This window comes from Planktothrix mougeotii LEGE 06226 (assembly GCF_015207485.1).
Classification (GTDB): domain Bacteria; phylum Cyanobacteriota; class Cyanobacteriia; order Cyanobacteriales; family Microcoleaceae; genus Planktothrix.
Map to the genome: position 1 here is coordinate 1 of NZ_JADEWU010000076.1, position 19,363 is coordinate 19,363.

At 38.1% G+C, this 19,363-nt stretch carries 14 protein-coding genes; 8 read left to right on the forward strand and 6 right to left on the reverse strand.

Annotation, left to right across the window (positions count from 1 at the left end; all coding sequences use genetic code 11):
• Positions 1–152: 152 nt before the first annotated feature.
• Complete coding sequence (locus tag IQ236_RS22520) at positions 153–605, reverse strand: DUF3531 family protein (protein ID WP_193871362.1); 453 nt, start codon at positions 603–605, stop codon at positions 153–155.
• Between the two features lie 12 nt (positions 606–617).
• Entirely contained in the window at positions 618–1,652 is a 1,035-nt protein-coding gene (locus IQ236_RS22525; RefSeq protein WP_193871363.1) for a Sll0314/Alr1548 family TPR repeat-containing protein, read from the reverse strand.
• Positions 1,653–1,909: 257 nt separating this feature from the next.
• Between IQ236_RS22525 and IQ236_RS22530 the strand changes: the two genes are divergently transcribed.
• The 6 genes from IQ236_RS22530 to IQ236_RS22555 all read left to right on the forward strand — a co-directional run bounded on the left by IQ236_RS22530 (position 1,910) and on the right by IQ236_RS22555 (position 10,904).
• Positions 1,910–2,593, forward strand: coding sequence for an ABC transporter ATP-binding protein (locus tag IQ236_RS22530; RefSeq protein WP_072721497.1), 684 nt, complete (start codon positions 1,910–1,912; stop codon positions 2,591–2,593).
• A gap of 13 nt (positions 2,594–2,606) precedes the next feature.
• The gene (rsmG, locus tag IQ236_RS22535; RefSeq protein ID WP_193871364.1) at positions 2,607–3,356 is read left to right on the forward strand and encodes a 16S rRNA (guanine(527)-N(7))-methyltransferase RsmG; all 750 of its coding nucleotides are present in this window, start codon (positions 2,607–2,609) and stop codon (positions 3,354–3,356) included.
• Between the two features lie 280 nt (positions 3,357–3,636).
• Positions 3,637–6,450: an ATP-binding protein gene (locus IQ236_RS22540; protein ID WP_228041805.1), complete on the forward strand. Its 2,814-nt coding sequence runs from the start codon at positions 3,637–3,639 to the stop codon at positions 6,448–6,450.
• Entirely contained in the window at positions 6,443–9,172 is a 2,730-nt protein-coding gene (locus IQ236_RS22545; RefSeq protein WP_193871365.1) for an ATP-binding protein, read from the forward strand. Before IQ236_RS22540 ends, IQ236_RS22545 begins: the two co-directional genes overlap by 8 nt.
• The gene (locus IQ236_RS22550; protein WP_193871366.1) at positions 9,162–10,547 is read left to right on the forward strand and encodes a diguanylate cyclase domain-containing protein; all 1,386 of its coding nucleotides are present in this window, start codon (positions 9,162–9,164) and stop codon (positions 10,545–10,547) included. The genes IQ236_RS22545 and IQ236_RS22550 overlap by 11 nt, the downstream gene beginning before the upstream one ends.
• 141 nt (positions 10,548–10,688) lie before the next feature.
• Positions 10,689–10,904, forward strand: coding sequence for an AbrB/MazE/SpoVT family DNA-binding domain-containing protein (locus tag IQ236_RS22555; protein ID WP_193871367.1), 216 nt, complete (start codon positions 10,689–10,691; stop codon positions 10,902–10,904).
• Positions 10,905–11,006: 102 nt separating this feature from the next.
• On the opposite strand, the gene IQ236_RS22560 is transcribed toward IQ236_RS22555, so the two are convergent.
• Entirely contained in the window at positions 11,007–14,300 is a 3,294-nt protein-coding gene (locus IQ236_RS22560; protein WP_193871368.1) for a tetratricopeptide repeat protein, read from the reverse strand.
• A gap of 205 nt (positions 14,301–14,505) precedes the next feature.
• Between IQ236_RS22560 and rpiA the strand changes: the two genes are divergently transcribed.
• Both rpiA and IQ236_RS22570 read left to right on the forward strand, forming a co-directional pair.
• A complete protein-coding gene (gene rpiA / locus IQ236_RS22565; protein WP_072721508.1) occupies positions 14,506–15,216 on the forward strand; it encodes a ribose-5-phosphate isomerase RpiA in 711 nt (236 codons plus the stop codon).
• An 89-nt stretch (positions 15,217–15,305) separates the two neighbouring features.
• The gene (locus IQ236_RS22570) at positions 15,306–16,487 is read left to right on the forward strand and encodes an aldo/keto reductase (RefSeq protein WP_193871379.1); all 1,182 of its coding nucleotides are present in this window, start codon (positions 15,306–15,308) and stop codon (positions 16,485–16,487) included.
• Positions 16,488–16,589: 102 nt separating this feature from the next.
• Here the strand turns inward: IQ236_RS22570 and IQ236_RS22575 are convergent, their stop codons facing one another.
• The 3 genes from IQ236_RS22575 to IQ236_RS22585 form a co-directional block, all read right to left on the reverse strand.
• Positions 16,590–16,808 (reverse strand): hypothetical protein, encoded by a 219-nt coding sequence (locus IQ236_RS22575; RefSeq protein WP_072721511.1) that lies wholly within the window; start codon positions 16,806–16,808, stop codon positions 16,590–16,592.
• Positions 16,809–17,160: 352 nt separating this feature from the next.
• Positions 17,161–17,916 carry an amino acid ABC transporter ATP-binding protein gene (locus IQ236_RS22580; RefSeq protein WP_228041806.1) on the reverse strand — a complete coding sequence of 252 codons (756 nt, stop codon included), beginning with the start codon at positions 17,914–17,916 and terminating at the stop codon, positions 17,161–17,163.
• On the reverse strand, positions 17,888–19,306 hold the full coding sequence (locus IQ236_RS22585) for an ABC transporter substrate-binding protein/permease (protein ID WP_193871369.1): 1,419 nt from the start codon (positions 19,304–19,306) through the stop codon (positions 17,888–17,890). Before IQ236_RS22585 ends, IQ236_RS22580 begins: the two co-directional genes overlap by 29 nt.
• Positions 19,307–19,363: the final 57 nt, after the last annotated feature.

A 19,363-nucleotide genomic window follows, 5' to 3' on the forward strand; every position in this document is an offset into this window, starting at 1 on the left:
GGGGACAAGGGGACAAGGGGAGAGGGGGAAAATTATTAACTTTTGTGTAGACCCACCCAGCGCAGAGTCCTAATGTTGTGAAAACTCTCCTAGACTCCAACCCCCTCTAACTACTGATAACTGATAACTGATAACTGTCAACTGATAACTGATTAATTATAATCAGCTACACTGGATTGATAAACGTCTTTTTCAATCGGCCAATCTTCATTTTCACCGCCAATAATAAGTTTTTCAATGATTACATATTCTTGGCTTAATTGGCGAAAGGAATTGATTAAAACATCGAGAGCAAAAGCATCACTGGTGCCTAAATCAAACCAACAACGTGCCCAAACTCCCTGATATTCAATTTCTCCCATATTGTGCATGAGTGCCATCATACTATTATCAACAATGGCATCATCGTAGGTCAGATAACTTAAGTCAACTCCAGTATCCTGAACCTGTAGATTTTCTGCATTAAATCCTCCCATTTTTCCTAATAGAAACCATGAATCAAACACTTCCTCAATATAATCCCGTTCACTGCGGGAAGGGACGGTTTGAAATTGTAGCCAAATCCAAATATCAAAAGGATTACATTCCCTAAACAAAACTTCCATAAAAATAAATCGTTATAAAGGTGGTAATTGATTTGCAGTTGGCCCCCAAAGACCATTAGCATCTTTAATTTTATCGCGCAACGGATCACAAGGTCGTCCTTGATTATCAATGCGGTTTAAATTTTTGCATTGTTCATAATATATCTGAGCGACTAATCGTTTAGGAAGTTGATCAGATTGGTTTAAAGCTTGGGTAAAATATTGCTTGGCTTCCTGTAACTGAGAGGGAATTAAAGTTTGATTGCTTGCTTTGAGTTTCTTTCCCTGTTCTGCTAAGATTTGGGCTTTCAGATATAATACTTCTGGATGGTTGGGAGCTTGAGATAGAGCTTTTTCGGTATAACTTAAGGCTTGATCATATTGACCTAAATTTTGATAACCAATGGCAATTCCCCGATAAGCCAAATAACTAGGTTTAGCTTGTTGTTCAAGTTTTTTAATGGCTTTTTGGGAGTCAGAAAAGGGAAGATTTAAGGATAATAATAAATCCATATAGCCTTGAATTAAGTTTAATTCAGGATCTTGAGGATTAATTTTTTCAGCAACATTTAAGGATTTCAACACCTCTTGTAATTGATTTAAAGCTTTAGGCGCGCCTTTCAATGTGCCTTCCGTGACGATGGTATGACCTCCTTGTAAAAATAAACCCACTGCAATATAAAGATTACCGCGTAAAGGGTCTTTTGTACTTAAGAGTTTAGCCGATGCCAAGGTTTGATCACTATAGGTTTTTAAACTATTAAAATCTTGATCTTGGTAAGCTAAAGAAGCCAAGAGTGCATAGACTAAGGGTTCATTCGATTCTTGTAATTTCGCTTTTTCTAAAACTTGTTGAGCTTCTTTATAATTCCCTCGCTCAAACATTGCTTTAAATGCAGTTTCTGTTTGGTTTCCGATGGGACGCGGATCGGTTGTGCGAAACGGATCAGCTGCCAAACTGGGATTTATCCCTGAACTGAAGGTGATCAAACTCGCACTGATTCCCCAGAAAAACTGTCTAATCATGGGGGGAATTTTCCAACCTTTACACCGAGAAGAATTGATCATAATGTTCATCCTATTATCCAAGTTAAAACGGAATGTTCAATCAGAGCCAAGCTGGGATGATATTGCCATCTGTTTTGTATAAATCTTAATTTTTTTCTCGGCTTTCGGCAAGGGGAAACCCAGATTTATTTGAAAAAACTGATAAAAATAATCTATTCATTGTGTTATAATCTAAATTAAGTGAATTCGGCATTAAGCATTTCCTCTTGCTTTGTTTTTTCGGCTCAACTTCTCATTTTATTGGTTTTCTGTTTGTGATGCTTTATATCAAAAACTTAGTTTATCATCCCGCCGCTAGTGACAACCCGATTTTAGCGCAGGTCAACTTAGAACTGGCACCGCAGCAAATGGGACTCATTATTGGGCCTAGTGGTTCGGGAAAAAGTACATTACTGGAAATTTTAGCGGGTTTAGCTGAAAAAACGAAGGGAAATATTTGCTGGCGGGAGCAAGAATTAACCTCGGAACACTTACAACAGCTTGCGGGTTTAGTGTTTCAATTTCCAGAACGACATTTTTGTGGGGGCACAATTTTAGATGAGTTACGCTTAGGTCATCCAGAGTTAGGTTCAGAGCAGGTTCATCAAGCGTTAGATGAAGTAGGACTCAGCCATTTATCCTTACAAGTTGCTCCCCATTCCCTCAGTGGTGGACAGCAAAGACGTCTAGCCTTAGCAGTACAATTAATTCGCCAACCCCACATTTTAATGTTAGATGAACCAACGGCGGGTTTAGACTGGTCAATGCGACAACAATTAATTAATTTATTAGGGAAATTAAAAAAACATTGGACGTTATTAATTGTCACCCATGATGCTAGAGAATTGTTGAATCTTGCAGATTGTTGTTGGTCATTACAACACGGTCATTTAGCTCCCCTAGATTTGAAGACAATGGTAATGCAAGATCAACAAAAAATAGTAGCTTCTCCAAAAGCTTAATTTTTGATAAATTATGAATCAAACTTCCTTCCCTAAGTTACCCGAACTGACTGCAATTTGGCAGGATACATTAAATTGGCAACCTACTCCTGAACAACAGGATTTATTTCAACAATTATTTGAGTTAATTCTGGAGTTTAATCAACAACTGAACTTAACTCGCTTAACTGAACCTGAAGAATTTTGGGAAAAACATTTATGGGATTCTCTACGAGGAATTGCCCCCATTTTATCGGGTAAAATTGCTTCCCATCCCGGTGATAAAGTTATTGATATTGGCACAGGGGGAGGCTTCCCCGGAATACCTGTGGCTTTAGTATTACCGGATTGTTCTGTCACGTTATTAGATTCAACTCGCAAAAAAATTACCGCTTTAACCACAATTTTAGAGCAATTAAACTTCAAAAATACCATTCCTTGGGTAGGTCGAGCAGAAGCTCTGGGTCAACACCATAAACATCGAGAATCCTATCAGTTAGCTTTATTAAGAGCCGTGGCTCCGCCATCCGTTTCTGCTGAATATGCTTTGCCTTTATTAAAGATTGGAGGATTAGGAATTCTCTATCGCGGTCACTGGACAACAGAAGAAGAAAAACAGTTAACATCGGCGGTGAAACAATTAGGGGGAATCATCGAATCTGTTGATGAATTTACCACCCCTTTAACTAACAGTGTTCGCCACTGTGTATCGATTAAAAAAGTTAAACCTACACCGAAACAATACCCTCGAAATGTTGGAGTTCCCGGTCAAAAACCCTTGTAGTAAGCCCTTTAGGGCTAAAACCCTCGTAGTAAGCCCTTTAGGGCTAAAATCCTCGTAGTAAGCCCTTTAGGGCTAAAATCCTCGTAGTAAGCCCTTTAGGGCTAAAATCCTCGTAGTAAGCCCTTTAGGGCTAAAATCCTCGTAGTAAGCCCTTTAGGGCTAAGAGAGGGCTAAAATCCTCGTAGTAAGCCCTTTAGGGCTAAGAGAGGGCTAAAGCCCTCACTACGAAGTAAATTTTAATTTGAGCAGTTGGTTGACTCAGTTAAACCCCTGATCACAGATGATGAAATATCTCTCCAATAAATCCTTAAAAACCCGACAAATTTCCCTGAGATTAGTGTTAATTGTCCCCTTTGTGTTGCAAATTGTCGGTGCTGTGGGATTAGTGGGTTATTTGTCTTATCAAAGTGGACAACAAGCCGTAGAAAACTTAGCCAATCAGGTGATGGATCAGGTGACAAAACGAATACATGATCACCTTAATACCTCCCTGCAAATTCAACAGCAAATAGTCGCTCTAAATTATGATATTTTTCAACAGGGTAGCCTTAATATCAAAGATTTTGAGCAACTACGTCAGCATCTTTGGCAACAGATCAAACTCTCTCCTTCCCTTTCATCTAATGGCTTCGCTAATGAACAGGGAGAACAGATAAACTACTATCGCCTTCTCAGTCGGGAATTAGTTGCACAAGCCAATCAGCTTTCTGGAGAAAATCTTAAGCAAGGTGCATTCATCTTAAACCAAGTCAACCTTCCAGATGTCACAAAACGGAAATATTATCTCGTTGATGATCAAGGTAGAGGCCGGAAATTGAGCTATGTGACACCCGTTAATGTACTGAAAACCGATTGGTATCTGGCGGCAATTGCGGCTAAAAAACAAACTTGGTCGCCGATTTTTCTTTACAAAGTGCCAGTGACATTAGGGATTAATGCGATATTTCCTGTTTATGATAATGGGGGAAAACTTCAAGGGGTTTTTAATAGTGGCATCATATTAGATGGAATCGGAACCTTTTTAAATAATCTCAAATTCTCGACTTCAGGACAAACATTTATTATTGATCGTCAGGGCGATCTTGTCGCTACATCAACGTTAGAAACTCCCTATCTGAAGGATGCTACGGGAAAGTTAATCCGCTTAAGTGCTACCCAGAGTCAGAACCCTTGGACAAGGATAATCACCCATCAACTGCAACAACAATATGGCGATCTTAACCAAATTAAAACTGATTTTAACTTCCAAGTACCCTTGAATGGGAAAACACTGTTTGTTCACATTAAGCCTTATCAAGATCAATATGGTTTAGATTGGTTGTTAGTCGTAGCACTCCCAGACTCTGACTTTATGGCAGAAATTAAAGCTAATGCCAAATTAACAGTTTTACTCTCTTTTATTACCTTACTCCTGACTACAACTATTGGTATTCTCACCGCTCGATGGATTACTCATCCAATTCTCCGTTTAAATCGAGCAAGTCAGGCAATCGCAAAGGGTGAATGGCAATATTTAACCCCAGAAAAAAATCACGGTATTCAGGATATCAAACTTCAAGGTATTACTGAAGTAAAAAGCCTTACAGATTCATTTGATAGTATGGCTATTCAGTTAAAAACTTCTTTTGAAACCTTAGAAAATCGGGTACATGAACGCACAGCAGAATTAGAAATTGCTAAAGAAAAAGCCGAAGTTGCGAATCAAGCTAAAAGTACCTTTATTGCTAATATGAGCCATGAATTGCGATCGCCTTTGAATGCTATTCTAGGTTTTTCCCAATTGATCTTAAGAAAGTCGGCAGTTACTCCAGAAGAATATGAGAATGCAGACATTATCTATCGCAGTGGAGAATATTTACTAACGCTGATTAATAATATTCTGGATTTATCAAAAATAGAAGCCGGAAAAACCACCTTGAATCCTCGATATTTTAATCTGTATTGTCTACTCGATGATTTAGAAAATATGCTGCATCTACGCGCTGTATCTACGGGTTTGACACTGATATTTCTTCGGGATGAAAATGTTCCTCATTATATCTATACCGATGAAGTTAAACTGCGTCAGGTGATCATCAATTTACTGAGTAATGCTATTAAATTTACCTTAGATGGTCAAATTACGCTCCATGTCTTTCAGGGAGATCAAGAAACAATCGATATTTTTAATCTTCATTTTTCTATTTGTGATACGGGAGTCGGAATAGCACCCGAAGAATTACCCAAGCTGTTTGATGCTTTTTCTCAAGCTCAAGCGGGAAAGAAATCCAATGAAGGAACGGGTTTAGGGTTAGCCATTAGTCGCAAATTTATCTCATTAATGGGAGGAGATATTTCTGTAGAAAGTGAATTAGGAAAAGGCACAACCTTTCAATTTTATATTCAAGCTAAATTAGGTCAAGAAATTGTGAGTAAAACTCCAGAAAAACACCCTCAAGTTCTGGCTTTGGCTCCCGGTCAACCCACCTATAAAATTCTGACGGTTGATGATAAAGAAATTAATCGTCAATTACTAATTAAATTACTTTCACCTTTAGGATTTGAGATAAAAGAAGCGAGTAATGGAATTGAAGCGATCGCAATATGGGAAGAATGGGAGCCCCATTTAATTTGGATGGATATGCGAATGCCTGTGATGGATGGTTATGAAGCCACTCAATATATTAAATCCACAACTAAAGGCAATGGGACTGCCATTATTGCGTTAACAGCCAGTGTTTTAGAAGAAGAAAAAGCGATTACTCTCTCAGCCGGATGTGATGATTTTCTCCGTAAACCCTTTACAGAATATACCCTTTTTGAGGCTTTAGGGAAACATTTAGGAGTGGAGTATATTTATGCAGAAACACAAACTCTTTTAAGGAGTAGTCCCAAACTAAAGTTAACTTCAGAGGATTTAAAAATTATGTCCCCTGAATGGATTAATCAACTCTATGAAGTTGCATTAGAGGCAAACTCTACCCAAGTTTTGGAATTAATTGAAGAAATTCCAGCCTCAGAGATTAATCTAATACAATTTCTAACAAAAGCAGTGCGGAAATTTCAATTTGAACAGATAATTGATTTAGCCGAGCCTTTAATAAACCATGATTAACCCTCGTCCCAGTACACCCAAAAAAAACAGACAAATTCCCCTGAGATTTGTGTTAATTGTCCCCTTTGTGTTGCAAATTGTGGGCGCAGTGGGTTTAGTCGGCTATCTTTCTTACCGCAGTGGACAGCACGCTGTTGAGAACCTGGCTGATGAATTAATGACAGAGACGAGTAATCGCATTGAGCAATATCTTAATAGTTACATGGGAAAAGCTCAAGAAATCAACCGCATGAATGTAGAGACTTTTGAGTCAGGAATCTTGGACTTGAATGATTTTCAAGCTCTGGGTAAATATTTCTATCGTCAGGTGCGAGCATTTAATTTTGCTTATAATAACTTTGGTAGTAAAGAGGGAGGATTTATTGGTAGTGGTTATGAAGATGATTACAGTTGGGGAATTGCAGAAATACTCCCACATAGCAACAAAAGATATGGCTATTCAGTAGATGATCAAGGCAATCGCATCAATTTACGCTACACAATAGAAGATCCAGAGGTAATTAATTCTGCTTGGTACTTAGATGCAGTGAAAGCTGGTAAACCCATTTGGAGTTCCATTTACAATCAGGGAGATGCAGCTACTTTCTTCAGTATTTCAGCCAGCACTCCAGTCTATGACAAACAGAAAAATTTTCTAGGTGTATTTGGTATTGATCTCGAACTTAATCAAATTAGCCAATTTCTGAAAACACTGAATAAAAAAAACTCAGGTCATATCTTCATCATAGAGCGATCGGGATTGATTGTTGCTAGTACATCGGATGAATCCCCTGCACCTGTTGTCAATGGCAAAGCAACAAGACTAAAAACTTTGAATAGTCGTGAACCAGTCATTCGTGATGTAACTGGGGAGTTAATCAAAGGATTTGGTAGTTTAAATGCCATCAATAAACCGCAATCACTCCGCCCTAATTTGGCTCACAATTCTTTTGTTCGTGTCATCCCCTACCGAGATCAATATGGTTTGGATTGGGTGGTCGTGATAGCCATCCCAGAATCTGAATTTCTAGGAGAAATTCAAGCTAATACCCAGACCACTATTTTACTTTGTTTCTTAACTTTAATTCTCGCTACCACATTAGGAATTATTACATCAAATTTGATTGCTAAACCGATTAAGCGATTGAGTCAAGCCAGTCGTGCGATCGCTAATGGTGAATTGAGTCAGGTTGTTGAGATCGAGGGAGTTTCCGAGATCGAGACTCTAGCCGATTCCTTTAATGACATGGCTTTTCAGTTACAAACCTCTTTTGAAACCTTAGAACATCGAGTAGAAGAACGGACAGCAGAATTAGTTATTGCTAAAGAAAAAGCCGAAGTTGCTAATCAAGCTAAAAGTACGTTTATTGCCAATATGAGTCACGAATTGCGATCGCCTTTGAATGCGATTTTAGGCTTTTCTCAATTAATGATTAGAAGTCCTAATCTTCCCTCTGATCAATATGAAAACGCCGGAATTATCTATCGGAGTGGTGAATATCTATTAACTCTGATTAATAATGTTTTAGATTTGTCTAAAATTGAAGCGGGAAAAACCAGCCTAAATCCGAGTCATTTTGATTTGTATCAGTTATTAGATGATTTAGAAGATATGCTAGATTTACGAGCGATTAATGCCGGATTAAAGTTAATCTTTCAACGCAGTGAAACCCTTCCTCGCTATATCTGTACTGATGCCGTTAAATTGCGTCAGGTGTTAATTAATTTACTCAGCAATGCAATTAAATTTACGTCTCAAGGGGGTATTACCTTAACCGTTTTTGAGGACAAAGAAGACTCAACGGACGTGATTAGCTTAACTTTTAAAATCCGCGATACGGGAGTGGGAATTTCCCAGGCGGAATTACCGAAACTCTTTGAAGCCTTTACCCAAGCGAAAGCGGGAAAAGAAAAGCAAGAAGGGACGGGTTTAGGATTAACTATTAGTCGGAAATTTGTCCAATTAATGGGGGGAGATATTTCTGTTGAAAGTGAATTAGGAAAAGGGACAACCTTTAGATTTACAATCCAGGCAAAACTGGGTCAAGATATTAAGAATGAACCGACAGAAACCCGACAAAAAGTATTAGGATTAATACCGGGTCAACTGACCTATAAAATTCTGATCGTTGATGATAAAGAAATTAATTGTAAATTATTAATTAAACTTTTAGAACCCTTGGGATTTGAGTTAAAAGAAGCCAGAAATGGACTAGAAGCGATCGCAATTTGGAATGAGTGGGAACCCCATTTAATCTTCATGGATATGCGAATGCCTGTGATGGATGGTTATGAAGCTACTCAATATATTAAATCCACAACTAAAGGTAATGCTACCGCAATTATTGCTGTAACCGCCAGTGTTTTAGAAGAAGAAAAAGCGATTGTCCTCTCAGCCGGATGTGATGATTTTATCCGTAAACCCTTTACAGAAAATAGTATTTTTGAATCCTTGACTAAACATTTAGGAATTAAGTATATTTACGCAGAAACAAAGTCTAATTTAGAAATAAACTTTGAAAATAAATTAATAGCTGAGGATTTAAGGGTAATGTCCAGAGACTGGATTGATAAATTGTATAAATCAGCACTTGAAGCTGATGGCCAAGTTGTGATGGAATTAATTATAGAAATTCCCAACACCCAGATTTTTCTGATACAATCCTTAACACAACTGGCGCGTAAATTTCAATTTGAGCCAATTGTTGAATTAATTGAACCCCTAATTAATCATGAATCCTGAACTTTCACCCCCAATGAAAGGAAATATCCTCCTCGTCGATGATCTTCCAGAAAATCTACAACTCTTAAGCGATTTACTGATTAAACTTGGGTATACTGTCCGCAGTGTCACCAGTGGGCGCATGGCACTCAAAACCGTGAAAGCCAAGCGACCCGATGTGATTTTTTTGGATGTTAAGATGCCAGAAATGGATGGTTATCAAGTCTGCCAAGCCTTAAAAGCTGATGAGAATTTTCGCAATATTCCCGTAATTTTTATTAGTGCCTTAAATGATGTTTTTGATAAAGTAAAAGCCTTTCAAGTGGGTGGAGTAGACTATATTACCAAACCCTTTCAAGTGGAAGAAGTCGTCGCCCGTTTAGAAAGTCAGTTAACCATTCAACGACAAAAACAACTTCTGGAAGCAGAAATTATTAAGCGTCAGGAAGCTGAGGAAATTCTATATCAATCCAGAGCACTTTTATCGAGTATATTAAATAGTTCCCTAGATGGAATTGCAGCATTGCAAGCGGTACGGGAACCCGAAACAGGAATGATCAAAGATTTTCGTTGTTTAGTGGTTAACCCCATTTTGGCTAAAGCCTTTGAACGCACTCGTGATGAAATGATGGGTAAAATAATTCTCAAAAAACTCCTCAACCGTATTCAACCGGAACTATTTTATCGGTTTGTGAGAATTGTCGAGACAGGTGAATCTTTAGAACAAGATATTTATTATCCCTTTGGAAACTCTTACTGGTATCATTTTGTTGCCGTTAAATTAGGGGATGGTTTTTCGATTACCATCCGTGATATTACGGGACGGAAAAAATCGGAACTCGCCCTTCAAGAAGCCAATCAAAAATTATATCAACTGGCAAATCTGGATAGTTTAACTCAAGTGGCTAACCGTCGCTGTTTTGATACTTGTTTGCAAAAAGAATGGGAGGCTTTGGAAAAACAACAACGGCCATTGACCTTAATTATGTTTGATCTCGATAGTTTTAAAGCTTATAACGACTACTACGGTCATCTAGCTGGGGATGATTGTCTGTTCAAAGTTGCACAAGCGGTTTATCACTGTACTCGTCACCTCGATTTGCGGCGTCCTATTGACCTTGTAGCCCGTTACGGAGGCGAGGAATTTGTCATCCTCCTCTCCAATGCCAATGTACAAGTCGGGACTGATGTAGCCGAACGAATTCAGCGTATTATTTCCCATTTAGCCATTCCTCATCAACGGTCGGGAGTGAAGGAATTTGTCACCGTTAGTTTAGGAATTGCGTCCCTAATTCCTAACGCAACAATTCAACCGGATTACTTAATTCAACTCGCAGATCAAGCGTTGTACAATGCTAAACAACAAGGACGCGATCGCTATTGTATCAAAAATTAAGGCTCTTTACTACTGATAAAAAAACTGTTCCCTGTTCTTAGCTATTATGCGATTAATTTATCTTGCAGTTTGGTTGGGTGCATAATTGACAATTGAGACTGAATAACAGATAATAATTAGTAAATAATTAAGAATATTACTATGCTGGCTAAGTTAACAACTGAAAATCAGCTTACTCTACCTAAAAGTATAACTCAAGCTATCGGGGATGCTGAATATTTTGAAGTTAAGGTAGAAGGTGGACAAATTATTTTGACTCCGGTAAAAATTCAGGGGGCTGATGCTGTACGGGCTAAATTAGCGACTTTGAATCTGAATGAGCAGGATATTAATGATGCGGTCGAGTGGGTGCGTTAGTGATGATTGATCAGTTTTTAACGGTTAAGCTATTACGCATCTAAATCCAATACAAAGACGGGCAGGATGCCCATCCCACAAGAAGATCCGAAAAACTATTGCCTATTTCCTATAAAGTTTCAAAAAAATATCATACATTTCTTGAGCTAATTTTTTAGGATTCCATAACGGAGCTAAAGATTCAGGGTTTTGAGATTGAATTAAATGGGATTTAATTTGATAACGTAAATTTTGATCTAATCCTAATCGGATGCCTAATTCTGTATATTCTTCCCAACTCCAAGCAATCCCAAAATCTAAATTAACTGCTTTTAAAAACGAATAACCCATGCGAGAAAGATACTGTTCACCCGCACGAGTCACAACGGGTAAATTGGCAGATAACGCCTCTAAATTATGGGTTCCCCCATTATAAGGATAGGAATCTAATAAGGCATCCGCCACATAATAAATAGCTCGATGTTCTTCTTCAGTTTTTGTTAACCCAATAAAAATTAAACGACTTTGATCAACATTGTATTCCTCACAAACTTGATGATACAGTTCTCGAATTAAGTTATTATCCCCTTGACCTTTACGAAGGAGTACACTCTGAGGAACATTCTTGAGAATTTTTACTTGAGCTTCAATCATTTCTTGATTAATTTTTCGTCCCGGTGCTACACATAAATACACCATTTGATCAAATTGAATATTTAAACTATTTCTAACAGCTTCTCGATCTACAGGACGACTTTTAAAGGGTTCTAAAGCTACAGAAGTATGAGGTAAACGGATTAACTGTTCTAGGTAATGTTTTTCAATACCTTGGGGATGGGTATATTGATCACAGAAGAAATAGTTATCGGGGGAAATATAGGGCGCATCAAATCCTAACCAAGATACACAAACTGGGGCAGGTCGGCGATATAAAATTTGCACGTTAGTCGGAACTGTCATTGAATCTAAATCGACTAAAATATCTAACTGATCTTTGAGGATTTCTGCGGATATTTCTTCGGCTGAAGCAAATCCATTCGGATAAGCTTTCGGCCAATAACACCGGGTAGCGATTTGTTCAAAGCGTTGGGTCACTTCATCTATCGGTAACTGTCCGGTTACATAAAGATAAATATTAGGGGAAATTAGGGACAATTCTCGAATCAAAGCTTCACTACACCATCCCACAGAGTGGCGGCGGAAGTGTTTAGAAATAAATCCGATTTTGAGGGATTTAGAGATGGTTTTGGAAGGGACAGAAGCATATTGAGGAGATGAAACATCACGGAAGCGATATTTATAATATTGTTGGGCAATTAATCGATAAAATTGAGCATTTTTTTCGACAGAATCTCGCAGGTGAGATACGGTAAACAGCAAAATTTCATATAAAATAATCGCTTCTGAGATATTAATTTTCTCAGGATCTTGATAACAAATTTTTTCTAATTCTAAAAGTTTATCTAAAGCTTGTTGACAACCTCCTGATTGACTATAAGCAAAAATATAGGCAATTGCCGATAAAATTGGAACTTGATCTCCACATCTTTGACAATATAAATCTGACATTTCACGGGCTTTGGCTAAATTCGTGGAATGACTGAGTAAATCACATAACTGTTGATACGCTTCTGTAAAATCGGGTTTAAGTTCAATGGCTTTTTCTAAATTAATAATAGCTTCTGCGGGTTGATCATGTTTGCGAATATGAGCTAATCGACAATGAATTTCAGCCCAATTCGGTTGAATTGCTAAGGCTTGTTCAAAGTTTTGAATTGCAGCTTCTACACGACCGATACGAGCATAAAGATTCGCTAGATTCGCATAACTATCCATCGAATCCGGTTTGAGTTTAATCGCTTGTTGATAGTGATAGATTGCCTTTTCTGCTTCCTGTGTATTAGAGAAAATATGACCCAAATAAAGATGAGGTTGGGGCAAATCAGGGTTCAATTCAATAGATTTGTAATATAATTGGATGGCTTCTTGTTCTTGCCCTTGTTGCGATTGCACACTTGCCATATTAGCATAAATTTCAGCCCAATTCGGTTTTAAAGCAATTGCCCGTTGATAGCTTTGAATTGCCTCCTCCCATAATCCTCGACGGGCTAAACTATTCCCAAATTCAAAGTTAAATTCCGCTTCAACTAAATTGGGTTGTAATTCTAAAGCCTTTTGCCAAGTGCTAATTGATTCATCTACTCGACCAACCGTTTGAAAAACTTTCCCTAAATTCCAGTAAACCGCCGCTAAATTCGGATTAAGTTTTAAGGCTTTTTCATAACTTGCAATTGCCTGATCCCAACGCTGCATTTTAAACAACATGGTTCCAATATTAGCGTGAATTTCGGGAAAATTGGGTTGCAGTTCTAAAGCCAAAGAATAAGCGCGCAAGGCAGCTTCAATTTTTCCTTGAAAGTGTAAGGTATTTCCTAATGTTAAATAGGCTGGCAAATAGTCGGGTTGAAGTTTTAAAGCTCGATGACAAAGGGCGATCGCTTGCTCAAATAAGCCTTGATTGATCAAGATTTCAGCTTGGTTTTTATACAGTGCTACTTCAGAATTTTCACTAATTTTTTCCAGGGGATTTTCTACTAAAAACTGTTCACTTCCCGACGTAATTAAAGTCGCTTTAATATTTGACTCTAATTGAGATTTAAGTTGTGTTTCTAGTCCAGAACTCGCCAACTCTAATCCTCCTTCATAAAACCTTGGACTATTCTCCTGAATGTCTTTTTCTTCCTGAAACTTAAACTGAAGCAGTCGATCAAGTTCCTGATGAGCAAAGGCTTGTTGAGGATTAATTTCAATGGCTTTTTTATAACAATCAATAGCAAGATTAACTTGATCAATTTTTAGCCAAATTTCAGCTAATTTTAAATAGTATAATTCTTGATTAGGTTGCAACAGGATTGCTTTTTGGTAATAATCAATAGCCTGATTAATCTTCTCCTGTTTACTGAGTAAATTCCCCAACATCCAATAAATCAACCCATGATTCGGATTAATTTGTAGAGCTTTTTGATAATTTAAAAACGCCTCTTCAAACCGTTCTTGTTTAAAATAAATACTTCCTAAATTAGCATAAGCTTCTACAAAATCCGGTTGAATTTCTAAGGCTTGGGTATAGGCCCAAATTGCTAAATCAAAACGAGATTGAGTGTAAAGCGCGTTTCCAACCCCTAAATAAGCCGAAGAGAACTGAGGTTGTAAATTGAGAGCTTGATGAAGAGCCTTGATTCCATCTTCTTCCTTTCCGATTAAAATATAAGCTTCCGCCAGTCTTTTATAAATTTCTGCCTCTTGAGAATTCAGTTCTAAAGCTTGCTTAAATTTATGAATAGCAGCGTCTAAATTTCCCAACTCTTTAAGCTGAATTCCTTGTTTTAATAAGACAGAAACGGCATCTAAACTCACAAGTAACTCTCCAATCAATATTAAACACCTCTTGATAGGATTTAAGTCGGGTATACCCTCGACTTAGCTCAAGATCCGAATGGTGACTCATCCCACGTTCTTGATTATATTCCCTAATTGACCCAAACTCGGTAGACTGATCACGGGGAGTAAAATCTGCAATTGCTCCTTGTCCAAAACAGCCCTTTATTGAGGATAAATTAGAATGAGTGAACAAGATCCCGTAACATTGATGAAACAGTACGTTGGCAAAGCAGCCGCAGATCGAGTAAAATCGGGAACCATCGTCGGACTCGGAACAGGTTCGACAACGGCCTATGCCATTCAGTATATTGGAGAACGCCTCAAAAGTGGAGAACTCAAAGATATTAAAGGCATTCCTACCTCCTTTCAAGCAACAGTATTAGCCAAAGAATATGGTATCCCGTTAACAACATTAGATGAAGTTGATCGGATCGATGTTGCCATTGATGGGGCCGATGAAGTTGATCCCCACAAAAATTTAATTAAAGGCGGAGGTGCCGCCCATACCCGTGAGAAAATTGTCGATAGTTTGGCGGAAGTTTTTATTGTGGTGGTCGATAGTTCTAAATTAGTTGATCAACTCGGATCAACGTTTTTATTACCTGTTGAAGTGATGCCATTAGCCATGACTCCGGTAATGAAAACCCTGGAAAAATTAGGAGGAAAACCTACCTTGAGAATGGGGGTAAAAAAAGCAGGGCCAGTGGTCACAGATCAAGGAAATTTAGTCATTGATGTCAAATTTGATGCCATTGAAAATCCCGCCGAATTAGAAAAAGAAATTAACAATATTCCTGGGGTGTTAGAAAATGGTTTATTTGTGGGAGTTGCGGATGTAATTCTAGTGGGTGAAGTCATCAACGGAGAAGCTAAAGTTCGGGAAATTTCCTAACTTTAAATTATAGCATAAACCCTGGTTTTATGATTTTACCAGGGGATGTGCTACACAGTAAGCGGATCTTGAACCTTTACGTTTTTATGATGTATTACAGACGATTTGGACGAACAGAATTACCGATGCCTGTGTTTTCCTGTGGGGGGATGAGATATCAACACCAATGGCAAGATCTCCCCTTTGATCAAATTCCCGAAGCTAATCAAAAACAACTGGAAGCTACCATCATTCGTTCCTTAGAATTGGGGATTAATCATATTGAAACAGCGAGGGGTTATGGCACTTCAGAAATGCAGTTAGGGAAAATTTTACCTAAACTTCCCAGAGAACGATTAATTGTACAAACAAAAGTTTGTCCTAACCCTGATCCTTTAAAATTTAAACAAGATTTTGAGCAATCTTTAGCTTATTTACAATTAGATCATGTTGATTTACTCGGAATTCATGGAATTAATACCTCCGAAATTTTAGAAGATACGATTAAACCCGGTGGGTGTTTAGCCGTTGCTAAAGAATTACAAACCCAGGGAAAAGTTAGGTTTATTGGCTTTTCAACTCATGGCCCGACAGACGCTATTATTCAAGCCATTGAAACCAATGAATTTGATTATGTAAATTTACATTGGTATTATATCAATCAAAATAATTGGCCGGCTATTGAAGCCGCAACTCGCCACGATATGGGGGTTTTTATTATTAGTCCGTCCGATAAAGGCGGTCAACTTTATAACCCCCCGGAAAAGTTAGTGCAGTTATGTAGTCCCCTGAGTCCAATGGTATTTAATAATTTATTTTGTTTAAGTCATCCTCAAGTTCATACCTTAAGTATTGGTGCTTCTAAACCAACGGATTTTGATGAACATTTAAAAACCCTTCCCCTCTTAGATCGCTGGGATGAAATTTTACCTTCTATTGTGCAACGTTTAGAACAGGAATTAATCAATTGTTTTGGGGAAGCTTGGGCGAAAACCTGGCATATTGGTTTACCTCGTCAGGAACAAACCCCGAATAATATTAATATTCCGGTGATTTTGTGGTTAAGAAATTTAGCGATCGCTTATGATATGATTGATTATGCTAAAATGCGCTATAATTTATTAGGAAATGGCGGTCATTGGTTCCCCGGAAAAACTGCTGAAGGGGTCGAACAGTTAGATTTAAGTCAATGTTTAGTCAACAGTCCCCACGCGGATCAAATCCCTGATCTGTTAGCCGAAACTCATCAATTATTAAAAGCAGAAACGGTTTTACGCTTATCTAAAAGTTAATATTTCATCCTTCAATGTTTGCTACCCATCCCTATCCCGTAGAGACGCGCCATGGCGCGTCTCTACATGGCGCGTCTCTACGTTGGGTTGAGATCAAACGGTCTAATACGCTAAAGTTTCTAAAGTTTCGCGTAAGTACAAACTCACTAATTGATCTAAATTGGTTGTTGGTTCAATTAGGTTTAAATTGCGTTCCAATTCCCAGCGTTGAAAACCAGAACTAGATGCGATCGCTGTTTTCAGATTTTGCCAGATTTGAGAATCTTCACCCCACTGATTTGAAGCGAAAGCGGTATTATCTTGAAGGGTTGAATTTGCCATCGTTCTGTACCTCATTAACAGCAGTATCTAGTTTAGAGAAAAATTCTGTTATCCGTGATACAGATTATCATTCAAACTGAGATGATTCAGTTTCATGAGGAATCAGAATTCACCGACAACAGAAACCCATGTAACATTAGTTAATATTACACACATTTTGCCAATTTGGGTCAACAAATGTTGATATAGCAAAGGTCAGGAGTTAGAAGTCAGGAAACAGCGAGACAACTATAGTAATCCGCGCCGAGGTTATAATAATTTGAAACAGCCAAAAGTATTATCTCTGTTCCCTGTTCCCATTTAAGCTGTTCCCCATTCGTAATTCGTAATTCGTAATTCCCCATTCCCTGTTCTAAAGCATTTTTTCTAAGAATTGCTTCGCCCGTTCACAGTCAGGATTTTTAAAGAACTTTTCCGGGGGAGAATCTTCTGCGAGTAACCCACTATCGAGGAATAAAACTCGGTCAGAGACTTCTTTTGCAAATGCCATTTCATGGGTTACAATTGCCATTGTAATCCCCGTTTTAGCTAATCCTTTCATCACATCTAAAACCTCTTTCACCATTTCAGGATCAAGGGCGGAGGTGGGTTCATCCATTAATAAAATATCCGGTTCCATCGCCATAGTCCGGGCGATCGCAACCCGTTGTTTTTGTCCCCCTGAAAGTCGAGAGGGATAAACATCGGTTTTATCAGACATTCCGACTTTTTGTAATAACTCGATCCCCAATTGTTTCGCCACAGGTTCAGACATTTTCTTAACTTTCATAGGCGCATAGATGACATTTTGCAAAACTGTTAAATGGGGAAATAAATTAAAGTGTTGAAACACCATTCCCACACGCTGACGAACTTTTAAAATTTCAGCTTTGGGGTCGGTAATTTCTATCCCATCAATAAAAATATGCCCCGATGTCGGTGTTTCCAGAAGATTTAAACACCGTAAAAAGGTAGATTTTCCGCAACCTGAAGGGCCAATAATAGAAACCACTTGCCCTTTTTGAATTTCCGTTGAAATTCCTCTTAATACTTTTAAATCTCCAAAGGATTTATACAAACGATCAATTTTAACCGCCGTATTAACTGCTACGTTTGAGTTGGTATTCAAGTTTATTCGCTCCCCAGGTTAAGGTAATAATCATCAGATAGTAAATCACCGCCACGAAAATTAAAGGTTCAAAGTAAATATACTTTTCAGCCCCAACAATTTGAGCGCGGCGTAACAGATCTTCAACGCCAATGACTGAAACTAACGTTGAATCTTTTAACAGGTTAATACTTTCATTAACCAAAGCCGGAAGAATATTTTTTAAGGCTTGAGGTAAAATAATATCTAACATCATCAGTTGATAGTTTACTCCCAAGGCTTCACAAGCTTCTTTTTGTCCTTTATCAACGGCTTGAATTCCCGCCCGAATAGTTTCGGAAATATAGGCCCCTGAATTCAGAGAAAAGGTTAATATCCCCGCTTGAAAAGCTGTAATATCATATCCGGTCAGTTGGGGAGTGGCAAAGTAAATTAAGGTTAATTGGACAAGTAGGGGTGTTCCTCGAAAAATAGACGTATAACCTTGAGAAAAGATATTCAAGGGTTTAATTGTTGAAATCTTAAATAGGGCGAGTATTGTTCCCCACAGAAACCCAAAAAAAGCAGAAACTAAACTAAATTGTAAGGTAATAAAAATCCCCGCTAAAATATAAGGAATATTGGCAGAAATTTTATTAAAATCAAGTTTTAATCCTGTCCCATGAGGAATTTCAGAGGTTTCAGCAACTACCACTGGGCGATCAAACCATTTCTTTGCCAGTTCGTCTATTTTACCACTAACTTTCATCTGTTGAATCACTTGGTTAAAGGGTTGAACTAAGGGTGATCCTTTAGGAAAAGCGATCGCTGATCCAGCTTCTTCTGTATTCGGAACTTCGTGATAAACTAACCCTGGATTTGCTGCAATATACCCTTTAACAATCGTATTTTCTAAAACTCCAGCATCCAGGCGTTTTGAGTTTAATTCCTGAATAATATCACTGGTTTTATTCAAGGGAACCGCAATTACCCCTTGCCAATTTTTAACCGCTTCCTGTTGAATTGAACCGAGTTGTACCCCGACTTTTTTTCCTTCTAATTGTTCAGGATTTGTATAATTTTTATCTTGTAAACTAACAATTGTATTTTTAGCTTCAAAATAAATATCGGAAAATTCTACATTTTTTTTACGATCAGGAGTCGGTGTCATTCCCGCCATGACAAAATCCGCTCGTTTAGCAGTTAAAGCCGGAATTAATCCGTTAAAATCCATCCCCACAACGGTCAGATTATAGCCCAATTGTTTTGTAATATATTCCGCAATATCCACATCAAAGCCAACAATTTTTTCTCCACTGGTAGCCGTATCTTTAAACTCATAAGGTGGATAATCTGGGGAGGTTGCCATCACTAAGGTTTTTGTTGTCCCAGAGGGATTTTCCTGGGCTAAAATCTGCGAAGGCTGTCCCATAACAATGCCCCAGATTATTCCAGTCAGCAAAAACAAAAATAACAAAAATTTAAAAGG